The 15,106-nt window shown below is 50.6% G+C and carries 14 protein-coding genes and 1 pseudogene; 5 read left to right on the forward strand and 10 right to left on the reverse strand.

Annotated elements, in window-relative coordinates:
- The first annotated feature begins 543 nt into the window (after positions 1–543).
- Entirely contained in the window at positions 544–762 is a 219-nt protein-coding gene (locus tag LIX15_RS30400) for a hypothetical protein (RefSeq protein ID WP_227779145.1), read from the forward strand.
- A gap of 186 nt (positions 763–948) precedes the next feature.
- Positions 949–1,308, forward strand: a complete 360-nt coding sequence (locus tag LIX15_RS30405; RefSeq protein WP_227779146.1) for a DUF7344 domain-containing protein — start codon at positions 949–951, stop codon at positions 1,306–1,308.
- 538 nt (positions 1,309–1,846) lie between these two features.
- Here LIX15_RS30405 and LIX15_RS34105 read toward each other — a convergent pair.
- Complete coding sequence (locus tag LIX15_RS34105; protein ID WP_390184584.1) at positions 1,847–2,269, reverse strand: toxin-antitoxin system TumE family protein; 423 nt, start codon at positions 2,267–2,269, stop codon at positions 1,847–1,849.
- A gap of 83 nt (positions 2,270–2,352) precedes the next feature.
- Here LIX15_RS34105 and LIX15_RS30415 point away from each other — a divergent pair, with 83 nt between their 5' ends.
- A complete protein-coding gene (locus LIX15_RS30415) occupies positions 2,353–3,747 on the forward strand; it encodes an ATP-binding protein (RefSeq protein WP_227779148.1) in 1,395 nt (464 codons plus the stop codon).
- Positions 3,748–4,136: 389 nt separating this feature from the next.
- Here the strand turns inward: LIX15_RS30415 and LIX15_RS30420 are convergent, their stop codons facing one another.
- The 3 genes from LIX15_RS30420 to LIX15_RS30430 all read right to left on the reverse strand — a co-directional run bounded on the left by LIX15_RS30420 (position 4,137) and on the right by LIX15_RS30430 (position 7,193).
- Complete coding sequence (locus LIX15_RS30420; protein WP_227779149.1) at positions 4,137–5,234, reverse strand: LeuA family protein; 1,098 nt, start codon at positions 5,232–5,234, stop codon at positions 4,137–4,139.
- A gap of 1 nt (position 5,235) precedes the next feature.
- Positions 5,236–6,450, reverse strand: a complete 1,215-nt coding sequence (locus LIX15_RS30425; protein ID WP_227779150.1) for a CaiB/BaiF CoA transferase family protein — start codon at positions 6,448–6,450, stop codon at positions 5,236–5,238.
- 113 nt (positions 6,451–6,563) lie between these two features.
- Positions 6,564–7,193, reverse strand: a complete 630-nt coding sequence (locus LIX15_RS30430) for a helix-turn-helix domain-containing protein (protein ID WP_227779151.1) — start codon at positions 7,191–7,193, stop codon at positions 6,564–6,566.
- A 388-nt stretch (positions 7,194–7,581) separates the two neighbouring features.
- On the opposite strand from LIX15_RS30430, the gene LIX15_RS30435 reads away from it, so the two are divergent.
- Positions 7,582–9,297 carry a sodium:solute symporter family protein gene (locus LIX15_RS30435; RefSeq protein ID WP_227779283.1) on the forward strand — a complete coding sequence of 572 codons (1,716 nt, stop codon included), beginning with the start codon at positions 7,582–7,584 and terminating at the stop codon, positions 9,295–9,297.
- Between the two features lie 54 nt (positions 9,298–9,351).
- On the opposite strand, the pseudogene LIX15_RS33910 reads toward LIX15_RS30435, so the two are convergent.
- The 6 genes and pseudogenes from LIX15_RS33910 to LIX15_RS30465 form a co-directional block, all read right to left on the reverse strand.
- Positions 9,352–9,627, reverse strand: a pseudogene (locus LIX15_RS33910) (hypothetical protein); the annotation flags it as partial.
- A gap of 96 nt (positions 9,628–9,723) precedes the next feature.
- Positions 9,724–9,885, reverse strand: a complete 162-nt coding sequence (locus LIX15_RS30445; RefSeq protein WP_227779152.1) for a DUF1059 domain-containing protein — start codon at positions 9,883–9,885, stop codon at positions 9,724–9,726.
- Between the two features lie 305 nt (positions 9,886–10,190).
- Positions 10,191–10,886 carry a helix-turn-helix domain-containing protein gene (locus LIX15_RS30450; protein WP_227779153.1) on the reverse strand — a complete coding sequence of 232 codons (696 nt, stop codon included), beginning with the start codon at positions 10,884–10,886 and terminating at the stop codon, positions 10,191–10,193.
- 103 nt (positions 10,887–10,989) lie between these two features.
- Positions 10,990–12,309, reverse strand: coding sequence for an MmgE/PrpD family protein (locus tag LIX15_RS30455; protein WP_227779154.1), 1,320 nt, complete (start codon positions 12,307–12,309; stop codon positions 10,990–10,992).
- Position 12,310: 1 nt separating this feature from the next.
- Positions 12,311–12,784: a Rieske (2Fe-2S) protein gene (locus LIX15_RS30460; protein ID WP_227779155.1), complete on the reverse strand. Its 474-nt coding sequence runs from the start codon at positions 12,782–12,784 to the stop codon at positions 12,311–12,313.
- A 9-nt stretch (positions 12,785–12,793) separates the two neighbouring features.
- On the reverse strand, positions 12,794–13,900 hold the full coding sequence (locus LIX15_RS30465; RefSeq protein WP_227779156.1) for an amidohydrolase family protein: 1,107 nt from the start codon (positions 13,898–13,900) through the stop codon (positions 12,794–12,796).
- A 180-nt stretch (positions 13,901–14,080) separates the two neighbouring features.
- On the opposite strand from LIX15_RS30465, the gene LIX15_RS30470 reads away from it, so the two are divergent.
- A complete protein-coding gene (locus LIX15_RS30470; protein ID WP_227779157.1) occupies positions 14,081–14,839 on the forward strand; it encodes a carbon-nitrogen hydrolase family protein in 759 nt (252 codons plus the stop codon).
- Positions 14,840–15,106: the final 267 nt, after the last annotated feature.

Genomic DNA, 15,106 nt, shown 5'->3' on the forward strand with positions numbered 1-15,106 from the left:
GATAGGAGGTAATCGGGACCTTCATCGATGCGGAGTGGACCGTCGCAGTCAGAGCAACTGTACTGCTCGGGATGGCGCACTGTCTTTGAGCGTCGATAGCGCGCAACCCGACCGCCACAGTTCTCGCAGATGAGCCATCCATTTGTCACGGTGAATCGCTCGCAGTACTGTGAGGTGTTGAGGCGATCTATCTTGTCAGTGATCGTTGAGCAATGTAGTCTGGACGTTATCTGTACTTGTGACGATGACCTTACAAAACGATTGACGAGAATAGTGTTGATAACTGATATTCTGCTGAGAGAATTGTTACTGATATAGTACTTCATAAAAACATCCTACAGAAGATTATGAAGCATGAAACGATATGACGAGAATCACATCACTCGATTTCGATAGAACGATGAGACTTGAATTTCATCCAAGATAAAGAGCGTGGTTGTAGTATCCTCGGAAATAGTAGGTACCGATGAGAGTATATTCCTATGATGCGTCTCTCCTGATTGGGGATAGCAAATACTCTGGCACTGCATCTCCACGATACCTATGGATCCTATTGACAACATCAAAGCGTCGGGTGAGGCAACAGCCGCCTTTGAAAATGACCTTGAAACACTCATTTTGGAGGCGTTTGCAGCCGGAGCAGCAATCGAAGGTACGTGGGAAATTACTCTTCCAGTCAACGATGCCCCGAACTGGACGGTCGAAATTGACAAAAATAGTACTGATGACTCCACATTCAATCCCGAGTTTATCGAAGAATAAGCCCCACAATAATCGTGTCTGATTAGGGGGGGCAAATTATGACAACTGATACATTATAATCTAGTTAGTTGATGGATTACGAACCTTTATGACACAGTACTACAGATTAGCTACTACTCCGCTGAAGTTGGAGCGAAGCTGACGAGTCGCCTACTGTGGCGTAGGCTGAGTAAGGTACAAGACACTATGAAGACTGAAATACCGAATGCATCGACAAGCAGCACTGCCACGGTTGAGCTCACGCCCACCACGATCTTTGATCTTCTCGGAAACGACCATCGACGATATACACTCCATTACCTCTCACAAAAAGTGGGGGCAATCTCACTCGGTGACCTCGCAGAACAGATCGCCATCTGGGAAGACACACCAACGTACGAGCAATATGAGCGTATCCTCACCGGTCTTCACCATACGCATCTCCCGAAGTTGGTTGCTGCTGGCGTCGTGTGTTACGATGTAGAAGCCGAGTCGATTGAGCTTCTAGAGATTGCTGACCAGATGCTACCTCATCTCCAGCTTGTCGCGCCTACTGATCTTCAGTAACTAGTATATTATTACTTTCTCACATGCCTTGCAAAGGTGGTCTGCGGGTTTTTCGTGGCTCTCATTGGTGACTTGGACGAGTTGTGAGGCATCGATGTCAAAGGAGACACTGAGTTAGTTTACTCTAATTTCATTCCATCTCGTGGACAGTAGTCGTACGCATCGTTCGTCGTCTGAAACCCACACGTTGGGCACCGGCGGGTCTGTAAGTCTGGTTCTGCACTTCGGAAGAAAAACGGGATAAACGGTACGAACAGGAAAAAGACGAAGCTATCGAAGTACCACCATAGAAGTGCACTGATGAGAAGACTTGCGATCACCCCAATTAGCGCGGTGACTGTCCGAGAGCGAACCATGTCTTCAATAGGTGTGTCATCAAGAAAAGGTGACGGAAAAGAGCTCGAGATATCTCCATTCACATCGTGGATCGTCATTATCTTCGAAGCAGGAAGTATCTATTATCACCACTTATTATAGAAACATTTTATGGTAATTAATCTGTTCGAGCTGGACATTGGCGTGTCGGCGTTTCGTCCTCCTATTCTGGGATTTCTATCGACAACCGAACTTGTTCACTGAGTCGCTCGGTTGCCTCACTCACTCGTATTCCGTCCAAAATGTCTCTCATTCGGTCATTGACCCACGGGACAACAACATGTGAGAACACGGATGGCAACTCTGGTGGGTAGTCTCGATTCATCCCATTGTCGTGAGTCGCGTTTGGTGGCGAGTGAAAATGGTCTATCGAGTACTCCTCGCTCTCGTGACAATCCCAGCGACCCATCCACTCCTCTCCGAATTGATCTTCGAGGTAGGTGATGTGGTAATCACCGTTGACATGCGGTTTTACTTCTATGGACGCTTCGGTACCATACTCTTCTGGGTGGGGTTCGTCGCGAAGAGAGATAACGTTCGAATCTGGTTGATTCGATGGAAAGACGAATATGGTCGCTATTTTCACTTCTAAAATAGGCAATTCTCAAATAGCCTATTCTAGTTTAGGCTATTCGAAAGTATTATTCTGTCACGAGAACAAAGCAGACTATGGAGAGCTTCGTGAACCGGGAGACTGAATTGTCACAGTTACGGGACTGCTACACGTCCGATGAAGCCGAGATGGTCGTCATTTTCGGTCGTCGTCGCCTCGGGAAGACGCAACTCGTCCAGCACTCACTCGCGGATAGAGACGATACAGTCGTCTACCAGGCAACGGAGACGACGCCCCAAATACAACTCGACGAGTTCGTCGGTGTCGCATCTGAATCGTTCCCTGGCATTACTCAAATTAAACAAGATTGGGAAGCGCTCCTCGGCTACCTGGGTGACCAAGATGGGATCGTGGTCCTTGACGAATTTCCGTATCTTATTGATGCTGATGAGAGTCTCCCCTCGGTCATTCAACGGCTGTGGGATCAACGATTCCAGCACACCACAGGGACACTCATCTTAGTCGGGTCATCGATTAGCATGATGGAAGAAGCAACGCTGTTGGGAAACAGCCCGCTGTATGGCCGATTTACGGAAAAACTGGATCTTCGACCACTCGACTTCACTGCCGCGCAAGCCTTCGTTCCTGATAACTACTCGCCCGAGGAGCGAATCTATACGTGGAGCATCTTCGGCGGCGTTCCGTACTATCTCGACGGCATCGAACTCGATCACGACCTGGGAACGGTACTCACGGACGAAGTCCTCTCACAGAGAGGGTATCTCCACAACGAACCGGAATATGTTTTGCGCACTGAACTCACAAACCCAAATCGGTACTTTGCGATCCTGACTGCCATTGCAGCCGGCAAAACGTCATCGAACGAGATTGCACAAGCAGTGGGAATCGACGGAAAACAGATTTCGACGTACACCCAGAAGTTAGAGCGCCTCCGGCTCATCGAACGTGAGGTGCCACTGACCGAGGAAAAGTCGAAGTCACGTCGTGGTCGCTACCGAATTCTCGATCCACTGTTCCGGTTCTGGTTTCGGTTTGTCTACGGGAATGAAGATAGGTACGAACGGTTGGGTAAAGATGCCTACGAAGCAGTGATCAAACCAGAACTCGCTGATTTCGTTAGTCCGGAGTTCGAGATCCTCTGCCAAGAGGCACTGCCCCACCTGTACCCGGACAAAACGTTTCTCGATATCGGCCGATGGTGGTACAAAAATCACGAGGTAGATGCCGTCGGATTCACCACCGATGGAACGATGGTCGTCGGCGAGTGTAAATTCACGACTGCACCGCTGGATTACAGTGCACTCGCATCGCTCGAAACCCATGCAGAAGAAATTCGATGGTCACCGAACACGAGCGAGACAGTCACTACCGAATATGCACTCTTTACGCGAAATGGCGCGACCCAATCGGTTCGTGAGACGGTGGCTAAGCGAGAGGGCGTCCAATTGTTCACGCTTGACGACGTGATTCGCCGTTCTTGTACAGAGTGAGCCACGATGCGAGATGACAATCGAATCCGGGCGATTCGCTGGAAAGGTGGAAATCGTCTCGATCCACTCCTCAGATCCGAGAATCGATGCGATTTCTCGTAGTAACGCACGATTTGGTGTGAGACGGTACTCCAAGACATTCAATCGGACGATACACCAGATCCAATTCCGTTTTTCGACACGACAAATGGCACACCTGAAACTAGCAAGGCACTAGGGAAATACAAATGGGGGAAAGAACGACGGCGATTATCCCTATTTCCTCTATCTCCTTTATCTCCTCGATGGACCAGCTAAGGATTCGACTGCTATTACCCCCATTTACATCGGCGACTTGTATGACCTTGTGATGTCGTGATCGGGCATCTTGCGTTCTATCACCGGGGCTATCACTCTTCCATGCTCGATCGCGCAAGCGCAAGCGCCTCCTCCTCATTCATCGGCCCTTTGTCCGTGAGGAGCTCGAGAAATCTTCCAACGCGTTGCTCCGTTGGTTCGATGTTAGCACGAGATAATAGCGTCGAGGCGCCAGAGGCACCGGTTCCCCTTCCAAACAATAACTCTCGGCGCCCCCCGAACACATGGGGGTTGAATGGTTCGAAAACACTTGGCTCATGGAGCATGGCTGCTGTGTGGATACCCGATTCGTGTTCCGTTACTTCCGACCCCAGTATTGCCTTCCGCGAGCCAGCAGCGTCCGTTTCCTCTAGAATATCGAGAACCGATCGACACGTCGGAATCAGCTTGTCCTTGGTAACACCAAATGACACATCGTGTTCGACAACCCCACTGGTGACAACTTCTTCGAGGGCTGAATTGCCAGCTCGTTCACCGAGCGAGGCAACACTAACGTCTGCTTTCCCAACACCAACCTCGTGAGCCGCTAATGCGTTCGCAGTTGCGACTCCCATATCATCGTGAAAGTGAACACCAATCTTAGAAAGCGCAACATCCTCTTGCAATGTTGATAGCAAATCGCGAACTGAAATAGGCGTTCGAGCGCCAACGGTGTCAGCAAGGGTCACAAAGCCAACGTCACTAAATCGTATAGCTACCTCACTGAGATGTTCCGGTTCTGTACGAAATGCATCAATGAGTGTAAGGTGTGGCACGAGGCCATGATCCGTCGCCAGATCGATTGCTTCTCGCGCCAATCTGAGGACTTCGTTTCGTGGCTTTTGAAGACTGTATTCGAGCTGAAGATCCGATATTGGGATAAACACTTCAGCAACGTCTGCCTCTGCCACGGCGGCAGCCTCGATGTCATCTTCAACGGCCCGTGCAAGTGCGATGATTTGTGCATCGGTGGTCGACGCGAGTCGGCGAATTACTGTTCGGTCCTTCTCGCCAGTGATTGGGAACCCGGGTTGGATGAACGCAAGGCCAAGCTCATCGAGTTTCTTTCCTGCAGTGACCTTCTGCTCGATCGAATAGTTCCGACCGGGCATCTGGTCACCCTCCCGGAGTGTGACATCGGAAAGTATCATCTTAGATCACGTCCTCGGTGACGAGTTGTTCAAACGTTTCTGTCGGAAGGCCCAGCTCTTCACAGTATACTTCCTGATTATCTTTCCCATGCGGAGGCCCAGTATGACGAACACTACCGGGTGTTCGGGAAAATTTTGGGATGGGTGCGTGTGTTTTTAGTGATCCAAAGTCGCTATCTTCTACTTCGATAATGTCGTTCCGAGCTTGGTACTGATCATCTTCAAAAATATCACTGATGGTGTGGACGGGACCAACGATCGCATCTGCAGCTTCCATTTCCTCGAGTGCCTGAGCAGTCGTCCGTTGGCGAGTCCACTCTTCGATTATCCTGTCGAGCGCTTCGGCATGCGCGACGCGGTTCTCGTTGGTCGAAAATCGAGGATCGTTAATCAAGTCCGGTCGATCGATCGCCTGCATCACGTTTTCGAAAATCGACTGGGAGGAGGCAGAGAGTGTTATGTGCCCGTCTTCGGTTTTAAAAATGTTGCGCGGCGCAGCATTGGGATGACGATTCCCTGTCCGTTCTCGAACTTTATTTTTGAAATCGTACGCTTCAACATCCCCAATGAACAGTCGAAAGAGCGGCTCATAGAGACTGACATCGATTACCTGGCCATCTCCACTCCCTCCATGGCCTATTTCACGTTCAAAAAGTGCGAACATTGCAGACTGTACTGCAAACTGTGCAGCAGTCAGATCAGCTAAACTGATAGGTGGGAGCAACGGTCCACGGTCAGGATATCCGTTTGCGTGCGCCCACCCGGAAATCCCTTCAGCAACGGTACCGAATCCTGGTTTTGTCGATCGTGGACCGGTTTGGCCATAGCCAGAAAGACGAACGCTGATCAGCTCTGAATTGACTTCTTGTAATGATGTTGGATCGGCGTTCCACCGCTCAAGCGTTCCCGGCCGGAAATTTTCAAAAAAGAGATCTGCATCTTTTACGAGTTCGTGGAGAAGTGCAGCGCCTTCCTCGGTACTCAAATCGAGCGTCACACACCGCTTATTGCGACCGATCGATTTCCACCAGAGCGAGATACCATCCTCAAATGGTGGCCATTCTCGAAGCGGATCCGGATGATCGGGATGTTCAACCATAATAACGTCAGCGCCGAAATCAGCCAACTGACACGTCGCGAATCCACCACTGATCATCCCAGAGCAGTCGATAACCCGCAATCCGTCCAGTGGTCCTGTAGTAGTTGTTGGAGCCATAATGTTCAATTTCCGAGTATGTAGTATCGGGAAGCGTGATGGAAAGTAGGTTGCTCCATCGTGCGTTGGCTGTTTATATACTTCAAACGGAATTCCCACTCCAAATATGAAGATCAAGTCGACAGTTGGTGGTCATCAAGTGAGTTAACGGCATCACGAAGCAGCTTTGCCTGTGCTTTGCGAAGATGCTCAAGACACGTGCCTCGTGTGATACCGAGTTCTGTCGCGAGTTCTTCGCTCGAAATTTGGCGGGGCCACTCGAAATATCCGGCATCTAACGCTGTCTCAACCACCTCCCGTTGCCGAGAGGTGAGCGCGGGATCAGTACCTGGGAATTGTGAGAGGGCATCAACGGTAACCGTCCCAAACGACTGAAAGTCTTTGATGATGTTTGTGATGTCTTCGTGTTGAAATGCGAGAATATGGTACACACGGCTACGTTTGTCGATTCGATTCTGCCGCCGGAGGACACCGTTGTTTCGATGAATCGCGGGATATGCTCCACAAGACGATTTCGTTACCAGGATAGCTTCACTTCCGAGTAATTCGACATGCTCGACTTGCTCTGCTTCAGAAAGTGTCTCGTAATACTCTCTAGCGTGTCCTTCCGCTTGAACGATTAGCGTCACCAATTCATCGTGAAGCTCTAACACCTCGATATCGATCGTGTCATCTGTTTCTGACGCCAGTTCTGAAAGCACGCAGTCCCCTTCAAGCTGAAGATGAAGCGTTGCCTCGTACATTGTTATACACTATCGATGATGTAATGATAAGCGTTAGCGTCATCCGCGGTGTTCTAAAAAATCACAAAACTTGGATTGAGGCCATCAATCGTCCTCTTGTCGCTCGCTAGGCCACATCGAGTATTCCATCAAGTCGCGCTGGTTCGTTGTCCAGTGTATTTAAACACCCAATTAGCGGTGGGACAACACTCTTTGAGGTATGTTCGCAATCCACTTTCGAATCCATGGTACAAAATGGCAGTTGCAAAAAAAGGTCGAGCACTACAAAATCGGGACCAAGACTGGCCAACCGTTCAGTGAGAATGGTGGTGATACGATGGCGATAGAACCACAAACGGTGTCCTTAGGGTGGGAAATGGTGGTTCTAACTATTCTTGGTCTTGGAGCAATGGCATTGGTTGGCTGGTACTCATACAGTAAACGAATTGGTGTCGACGTTGATGATTTCTTCTCTGCGAGTAAATCACTCGGATTCGTGATTATTGCACTCACGATATTTGCGGATTCGTACAGTGGAAATTCCTTCTTAGGATATGCAGCGAAAACCTATCGCTCCGGTGCGTGGTTCTTGGTATATCCGCAATTCATGGTCGCGGGAGTAATTGGATCGCTCATAATTGCGCCACCTCTCATAAACCTTGGAAAAAAATGGGACTACACATCTCCAATCGATTATCTCGAACATCGATTCAACTCCTCGGTGGCGCTACTGGCAGTCTGCTTTCTCTTGTGGGGTACATTCGTCCAGTTCACAGAACAGTTCTTCGCAATGGGATATTTAGGACACGTCGCCTCCGGCGGAGTACTCCCCTATCAGGCGGTGATTGTTCTCTTTGCCCTCGTCATTCTACTCTATGTTGGGATCGGTGGGTTCAGAGGAACGGCACTGACCGCAGCGCTTCAAGGAGCGTTGATGATTTTCGCGCTCTCGATGATGCTCGTCGTAATCGGGCTGCTTGGTGGTTTTACTGCGCAAATGAACACCGTTTGGCAAGTGGCACCCGACAAACTCACGTTACCGTCTACCTCGACAATGACGGGCTGGTACAGTACGATCGTGCTGATACTGCTGGGACTCCCGACGTATATCCACATCCAACAATTCTATCTCGGCGTGCGAGATGCAGAGGATCTCCGTAGAACGTTTCGACTGCAGGCACCGATTTTCCTCTTTGCAGCATTGACACTGTGGTTGATCGGCATGTTCGGGAGCGGAGCGCTTCCAAATCTCACAGAATCACAATCCGAACAACTCGTTCCATTTTTACTGGGGTCATTCGTTCAATCTCAAGGTGGAACTCTTCTTCCGTCGTTGATCTCACTGGGAGTGATTATGGCTACGCTCTCGACGGCAGGAGCCGCTGTAATGGTGCTTTCGATGGTGCTCTCTAAAGACCTCTATCGCCGGTACGTGAATCCAGAGGCATCGGACAGCCGTGTCATTAATGCGAGCAGGGTCGTTTTAGCGCTGTTTTTGTTGTTGGCGCTCGGTGTCTCCTTCTCACCATCGCTTACAATATGGGGCTGGACGGAACTCAAATTCGAGTTCCTCCTCCAAGCAACACCGGTGTTCATTTTCGGGCTGTACTCCCATCGAATCAAGAACAATCCTGCAATTGCAGGGATGATTATTGGATGCGTTGTCGCAGTCGGTCTCTATCTGACGGGGAATCCGGAGCCACTCGGGATTCACGCAGGAATCATTGGATTCCTCGTCAATTCGGTGGTGATGATCGGTGGAAGCTACCTCTCCGGAGTGGATGAAGAAACGGAACGAGCAAAGGAAATTCTCCACTTCAACTCACGGGAACCGTCTGAAGAGACAACCACCGGCACGGTGAAGTATATCCTTCCAGCACAGTCGAAGTCCTTTTGGATTGGGTTGGGGATCGTGATTGCGATTCTCGTTCCGTGGTACGCGCCCGAAAGTTGGAATGCGAGAGCTGCGTTCGGCCTTCCAATATGGACGTGGGGAACGATCGTTGCTCTCTGTATAGAAACTGCATTCGTCCTCTTTGCGACCTACATCTGGCGGGAAGAGTCACCGACGAGTCAACCATCGACCGTTACAGATGACCAACCGTCGGAGGAAGAAATCGTGTGAGGAGTCTTCGATTCTTTACTGGGTCGAATTTATCCATAACAATAGGATGTTCGAGCCCCTTTGCCTCTCCATCGCCTGCAGTTCCATTTTGAACGCCTGCATGGTCGATGGGTATGCCTCGTGGTTCAGAACGTGTCGAACCTCCTCTAACGAGTAGCCAGCCTCCTCAAGGACGACTGTCCAGCCACTCTCGGCGTCCGATTCGAGGATTCGAAGCCAGACTAAGAGGAGTTTCGCGTGATCCGAGCGGAAGAGTTCGATACCACCCTTGTAGGCGAGAGGTAGCTTGTCCTCTTTGGCTACAGAAAGAAGGTCTCGACCAAAGCCATGTGGCTGCGTGATTTACCTAAGTTAACTGCCGAACAGTAGTGCACAAAATGGATGCTTGCAGAAGCACAAAAGGTGTTGACCAGCGAATGACCGATTCTATGCTTGCTCTATATTCTCTCGAACCATGCTTTCTTCTACGTCGACATCAGGATGTTCAGCCTTTGCATGTTCTTGGACTTGCTCAAGCACTTCTTCTTCAGTTACGCCTTCCGCAGTGAAGTCACACCCCTCGATCACACAGCTGAATTGTCGTGGCATACTGGTTGCTAGTCCAGTCAGTGCCATCAAACTACTGGCAGCTAGAGGCTGATTCAATAGACTGTTCTACTGAAGCCAATACTCACTGAGCTCATTCTTTGAGAGGATCTCTATCAATATACATGATTAGGTACAAAAAACACGCTCCAGTCAAGTGAGAGGTCTCAGAAAACCCGCTCAAGAACCATCTTGAGCTCAGTCTCGACTTCTGAAGCCTGTAGAATTTTGATTTGGTTGGTCAGTTGTTCGTTGAGTGATGCAGTCTCTCGTCGCATCTTCGTACCTATATGACGTGTTAAAACTGATCAATCGTCTTTGACGGAAAGGTTGATATATGGTAATAGGAAAGTGACAAGTTTCCGTTCCACTTTCCGTAGATGGGTTGAAGCGGTCGTCTTTGTGATTCCTAATTCCTCGGCGAGTTCTTCGAGCGTCACTGCTCGGGGGATTTCAAAATATCCCATCTTGACTGCCAAATTTAGAAACTCACGTTGTCGCGTCGGAATTGACGAAAGAAGTTCCTGCCATTCTGCACGACTCGGTGTGATCTCTCGCCGAAAATCCTTTGTGATGCGTTCGACAGATACGCTCCCAAACTCGGAGAGTAATTCAATAGCCTTTGAGAGTTCGTCACGGTCACCCAAAAGCAGATTGAAATGTTCACAACCGTTTTTCAACTTCGTCGGCCCTATAGGGAGATATCCTTCGTACATTAGCGCCTGTAAAGGGGTGAGTTCGGTTAGACGACCGCGAAGTAACACTGTTGCCGCACACCGCCCTTCGGGTGTTTCGTACTGTTCGACAACATCGACGCTATCGACCATTTCATGTGAGCGAATGATGTCGAGTGTCGCCTCGTATTCGCTGGTTTCCAATGCCAGCATTCCAATGTACCGGTGATTGCGGAACGTTGACGCAATAAATTCTCCAAAGACATCGAACTCGGCAAGCTTAGCAGTCCAGTCACCGTCGTACCAGACACGTACTTCCGCAGTCAACATCGTACTGAAACCATGAAGTCACACCCCATAAGCGCTTGCTATCACCTAACTCCAATATTCTAATTGTTGATCTGCAGTGTATTGGTCTCACCTTACTGACTTTCTATGCCTGCCATAGAGTAACTAGTTCTCTCACCGGTTCCTCACTACCAAGACATCGTTCAGTCTTTTCGATAGCCGACTCAGAAAGCGTGGGCAAAACAAGGCGACAGGCTTTCTCGTGTCTTGTATCATCCGAAAGAGGTTGCGTTCGAGCACCCGGCGATTGAGTAACGTCTGAAACGTACGTGTCGTCCTTGGTCTTGAGTTCGACGCGAGCGAGACATTCACTCGGGAATCGGTCGTCCAATGCTTCGTCAGTGTGAACTTCGACTTCCTTCGAAAGTGCTAATATTTCGGGATCGATCAGCGCATCTGGCCCGTGTTCCGCTTGCGTGAACTGGCCACGGACGAGCGCCGCCGCAACGGGGAACGGATAAGAATACTGTGCCTCCTCGGGCGAATCAGGCGCATGAGTATTGAGATGCGTCGCCGCCTCAAACGTGTGGACATGAATCGTCTGAATATTCTTCGGGTCAATAGACTCTGACATCGAAAGCACGGCCGCTACGCCAGGTTGACCCCAACGACAACAGGGATACGGCTTGAGGTATCCCTTTGTGACGTGAAACGTCTCGCCAAGCGAGACGGTAGCAGTGACACTTTCCTCGTCGAACACTGTTCCAGACCCAGTAAATCCGGCCTCGGCGAGGGTTGCTGATACCATACCGACATATGCACCCCAACCAATTCCGTCTTTGGTCATGCCTGGCCGTTCAACACCACGCATGATCGGTGTCCGTGGAGCGTGATACTCTGCGATTCCGAGTGCGTGTGCCGTCTGTTCGTGGGAAAACTGTCGAAGACGAGCACCGGCGGCCGCAGCACCAAGTGCCCCCCATGATCCAGTACCAGTATAAACGTCATCCGTCTCATGGATTGCCATCCCGGCTCGTACACCGATTTCATAGCCGACATAAACAGCGTCAAGGAACTGATCGACAGTTGCGTCAACAAATTCGGCCGCAGCAAGTGCTGCTGGGACAACGACAGCGGCCGGATGCCCTTTCACCTCGCGATGGCCATCGTCGATATCAAGAGCGTTCGCTGCCGTCGCGTTAGCGAGCGTTGCACCCTCCATATGAACTCGTACCCCATTTCCATTGAGGAGTGTTGCTACTGCCTTTTTCTCGCCACCGAAGCGGTCTATCGCGTAATCACGAACAATATCGATACCATCCTGTCGATAGCCCGCTATCATTGCAGCAAGCGTGTCGAGCACCCGAATTCTAACCTGTCGTTCGACTGCCGATGGTGCGTTTTGCAGTGTTGCGGATTGAACGAACTCGACTGCATCGTCCGTACCGACCTGATGATGTGACATTCTAAAGGTAAACGACAATAACTTCGTTTTCGACCGCCACCTCGTAGGTATCAACCGGAGGTTCGTCACCGTTCATGCCACAATCACAGCCATTAGATATTGAATCAGCCTCAGAGTCGTCTTCGTGTGCGTCGTCACTGGTAGACTCAACAACTGTCTCGAACGACCGAGCACGAACCTTGTGAGGGTTGAAAACCGATTGGCCGGTCTCGATGTCGAATTCCCAGCCATGCCATGGGCATCGCAGGATGTGCCCCTCGTCCTTCCAATCTACTGTTCCAGAACCGTCAGTCGTTGTTGTGCCTGTTATTTTTCCCATACACAACGGCGCACGCTGATGTGGACAGTCATTTTTCAGCGCATAGTAGTCACCGTCGACATTAAACACACCTACTGAAACACCGTTTAATTCGGTGATCTTTCGCTCTCCTGGGGGAAGTTCTGTCGCCGGACATATCTCAAATCGATTTTTCATGGTGAAATCTTAATTGGTCGGGAGACTCGCCGGATCGTCCGGAAGTCCGTACAGTTCTTGGGCATTTCTGGCCATCACACCGTCTTCCATTTCGTCGGGCATTGGCGGGAGGGCGTATAGCGGTGAATCTGTATCCCAGTGTGGATAGTCGCTGGCAAACATCACCGTCTCCTCAGCATTCATCATCTCCAAAATTTGGAGGAGATGCTGTGGATTGTCCGGCTCTTCAACGGGTTGTGTCGTAAACCGAACCTGCTCTTTAACGTACTCACTCGGCGGTTTCTCGAGATACGGAACCTGTGCGCGGAGCGCCTTCCAGTCTTTATCCATTCGCCAGAGGAAGTGTGGAACCCAGCTAAGACCACCCTCGATAACAACAAAGTCGAGATCGGGGAAGGTTGGGAAGACGCCCTCAGCAACGAGACTAACGAGTTGGCCCATTGCGTAGGTTCCAAGGAGCGTATGCCACTCGAAATACGTGCGCGGATATCCGGCTCCAGTCGGCGGCCGCGTAACGCCGTGACCCTCCGTGTAGGGGTGCATGGCGATCGGAAGCCCTACTTCCTCGGCGGCTTCGTACATTGGCCAGTAGTATTCGTGACCGTAGGGAAGTTGGGCCGCCATCGGCATTACGATCTGCACGATTCGCGGATGTTGGCCAAGATTTCGAATCATTTCGGCCATCCGTTTTGGCTTCTGCGGTGCTGCTAACAGCGAACCGACAAAGGGACCACCCTCGGAGAGCCATCGGTCGATAGCCCATTTATTACTCGCAACCGCGAGTTCAGCAGCATAGTCGTCATTCGGTAGTGCAGTAAGGTTGAGATATGAGTTTCCCGTCAGGATGGCGTAATCAACGCCGAATTCCTCGAGATGTTGTTCTTTCATCTTCGGGATGTCCGACCCTGGTTTACTCCCATCATCAGGAATTGCATCTCGCCGGGAGAACTCTGCAACGTTGTCGTAGAGGATTTCGGGTGCCTGAATGCCCCTCTCTTTGTACCGGTCGGGGAGATACTGAATGACCTCTGATTCGTCTTTCCACCGTTGATGGATATCACAGTCGATGAGTGACGGTTTTCCATCGGTGGATTGTTGAGTTCGTCGCCTCGTCATCGATTGTAACAAATGACTCGTCAAATCAGGTTATAGGTCAGGGCGAACTTGTAACGGATATAAATCCCCTCTCCATCTCACGTGGGTCGTATAATGCCCTGAGATGTGCGTGCGAAGGGCTACTTCAACTCCCTGTCTACAAACGTCTATGTACCAAACTGAAGCGGTGTTGATGTCATCATGAGAATGCGACAGGTCGCTACATGCCAGTTCGAACCAGCAGTCGGCGACACCGACTCGAACATTGCGTCTATTGAAAAGTTTGCGCGTGATCTGCCGGATGCAGTCGAATTCACGGTGTTCCCTGAACTTTGTGTGACCGGCTACGATCTTGATATTGTTCAGACACAGCAGTTCTCGATCCCAGGATCGATGACGGAGCGTCTCTCAGAAGTCGCCCACGCCACCGAGACAGATCTCGTCGTTGGACTCCCAGAGGCTGACGGCGACTCAGTCTATAATTCACTCGTCTACATCTCCAAAAGTGGTGTGGAGGCGACGTATCGGAAACAAAAACTTTGGGGCGACGAAGCAGACCAATTCGACGCCGGAACAACGCCGGTTACCGTCGAAACATCGATCGGGACGCTAGGACTACTGTTGTGTTACGACCTGAATTTTCCAGAACTTTTGCTTGAGTACGCGAACAATGGCTGTGACTTGCTTGCAGTGAGTGCGGCGTGGCGGCAGTCGTTCGAACGAGATTGGCGACTGCTCTGTCGTGCGCGTGCACTTGACGGACTTTGCTACGTAGTCGGCTCCAACCATGTTGGAACGCAGTCTGGTCGCCAGCATGCAGGCGAGAGCTGTATCGCCAGCCCACGTGGTGACATCGTGGCAAAAACCACTAACGGTACCGCGGCCGTCACTACGACAATCAGCCCCGAGACACTCGCACAGGCCCGTCAAAAGAACCCAGTTTGGAAGCATAGAAAGTAGCCATAGGCAGGCATTGAGCTCGCCGCTGGCGGCGCAGAGGTTTTTAATAGCCTTCCATGTTGAACGAACTAATTCTCGGCTGAGAGGCCTTCGATTGCTGTATGAGCCACAGGATATTGCTTTCATTACGCACTTACCGGCCATGGGCCTAGATGGTCGCAACCGCCGCAGAAATCGAATCTCAGAATACCACGGCACTCCTCCTCCATGTCTTCGACGATGGCGACGTATCGTCGACTCGTGAGAACATCAATTCTGGCGGCTCAA

The sequence above is a fragment of the Haladaptatus pallidirubidus genome, from assembly GCF_020700235.1.
GTDB lineage: Archaea > Halobacteriota > Halobacteria > Halobacteriales > Haladaptataceae > Haladaptatus > Haladaptatus pallidirubidus.

Bases quoted from the DNA above. Each gene is read 5' to 3' on its own strand.
- LIX15_RS30400 (WP_227779145.1), top strand. From the start codon at position 544: ATGGATCCTATTGACAACATCAAAGCGTCGGGTGAGGCAACAGCCGCC.
- LIX15_RS30405 (WP_227779146.1), top strand. From the start codon at position 949: ATGAAGACTGAAATACCGAATGCATCGACAAGCAGCACTGCCACGGTT.
- LIX15_RS30415 (WP_227779148.1), top strand. From the start codon at position 2,353: ATGGAGAGCTTCGTGAACCGGGAGACTGAATTGTCACAGTTACGGGAC.
- LIX15_RS30420 (WP_227779149.1), bottom strand. From the start codon at position 5,234: ATGATACTTTCCGATGTCACACTCCGGGAGGGTGACCAGATGCCCGGT.
- LIX15_RS30425 (WP_227779150.1), bottom strand. From the start codon at position 6,450: ATGGCTCCAACAACTACTACAGGACCACTGGACGGATTGCGGGTTATC.
- LIX15_RS30430 (WP_227779151.1), bottom strand. From the start codon at position 7,193: ATGTACGAGGCAACGCTTCATCTTCAGCTTGAAGGGGACTGCGTGCTT.
- LIX15_RS30435 (WP_227779283.1), top strand. From the start codon at position 7,582: ATGGCATTGGTTGGCTGGTACTCATACAGTAAACGAATTGGTGTCGAC.
- LIX15_RS30445 (WP_227779152.1), bottom strand. From the start codon at position 9,885: ATGCCACGACAATTCAGCTGTGTGATCGAGGGGTGTGACTTCACTGCG.
- LIX15_RS30450 (WP_227779153.1), bottom strand. From the start codon at position 10,886: ATGTTGACTGCGGAAGTACGTGTCTGGTACGACGGTGACTGGACTGCT.
- LIX15_RS30455 (WP_227779154.1), bottom strand. From the start codon at position 12,309: ATGTCACATCATCAGGTCGGTACGGACGATGCAGTCGAGTTCGTTCAA.
- LIX15_RS30460 (WP_227779155.1), bottom strand. From the start codon at position 12,784: ATGAAAAATCGATTTGAGATATGTCCGGCGACAGAACTTCCCCCAGGA.
- LIX15_RS30465 (WP_227779156.1), bottom strand. From the start codon at position 13,900: ATGACGAGGCGACGAACTCAACAATCCACCGATGGAAAACCGTCACTC.
- LIX15_RS30470 (WP_227779157.1), top strand. From the start codon at position 14,081: ATGAGAATGCGACAGGTCGCTACATGCCAGTTCGAACCAGCAGTCGGC.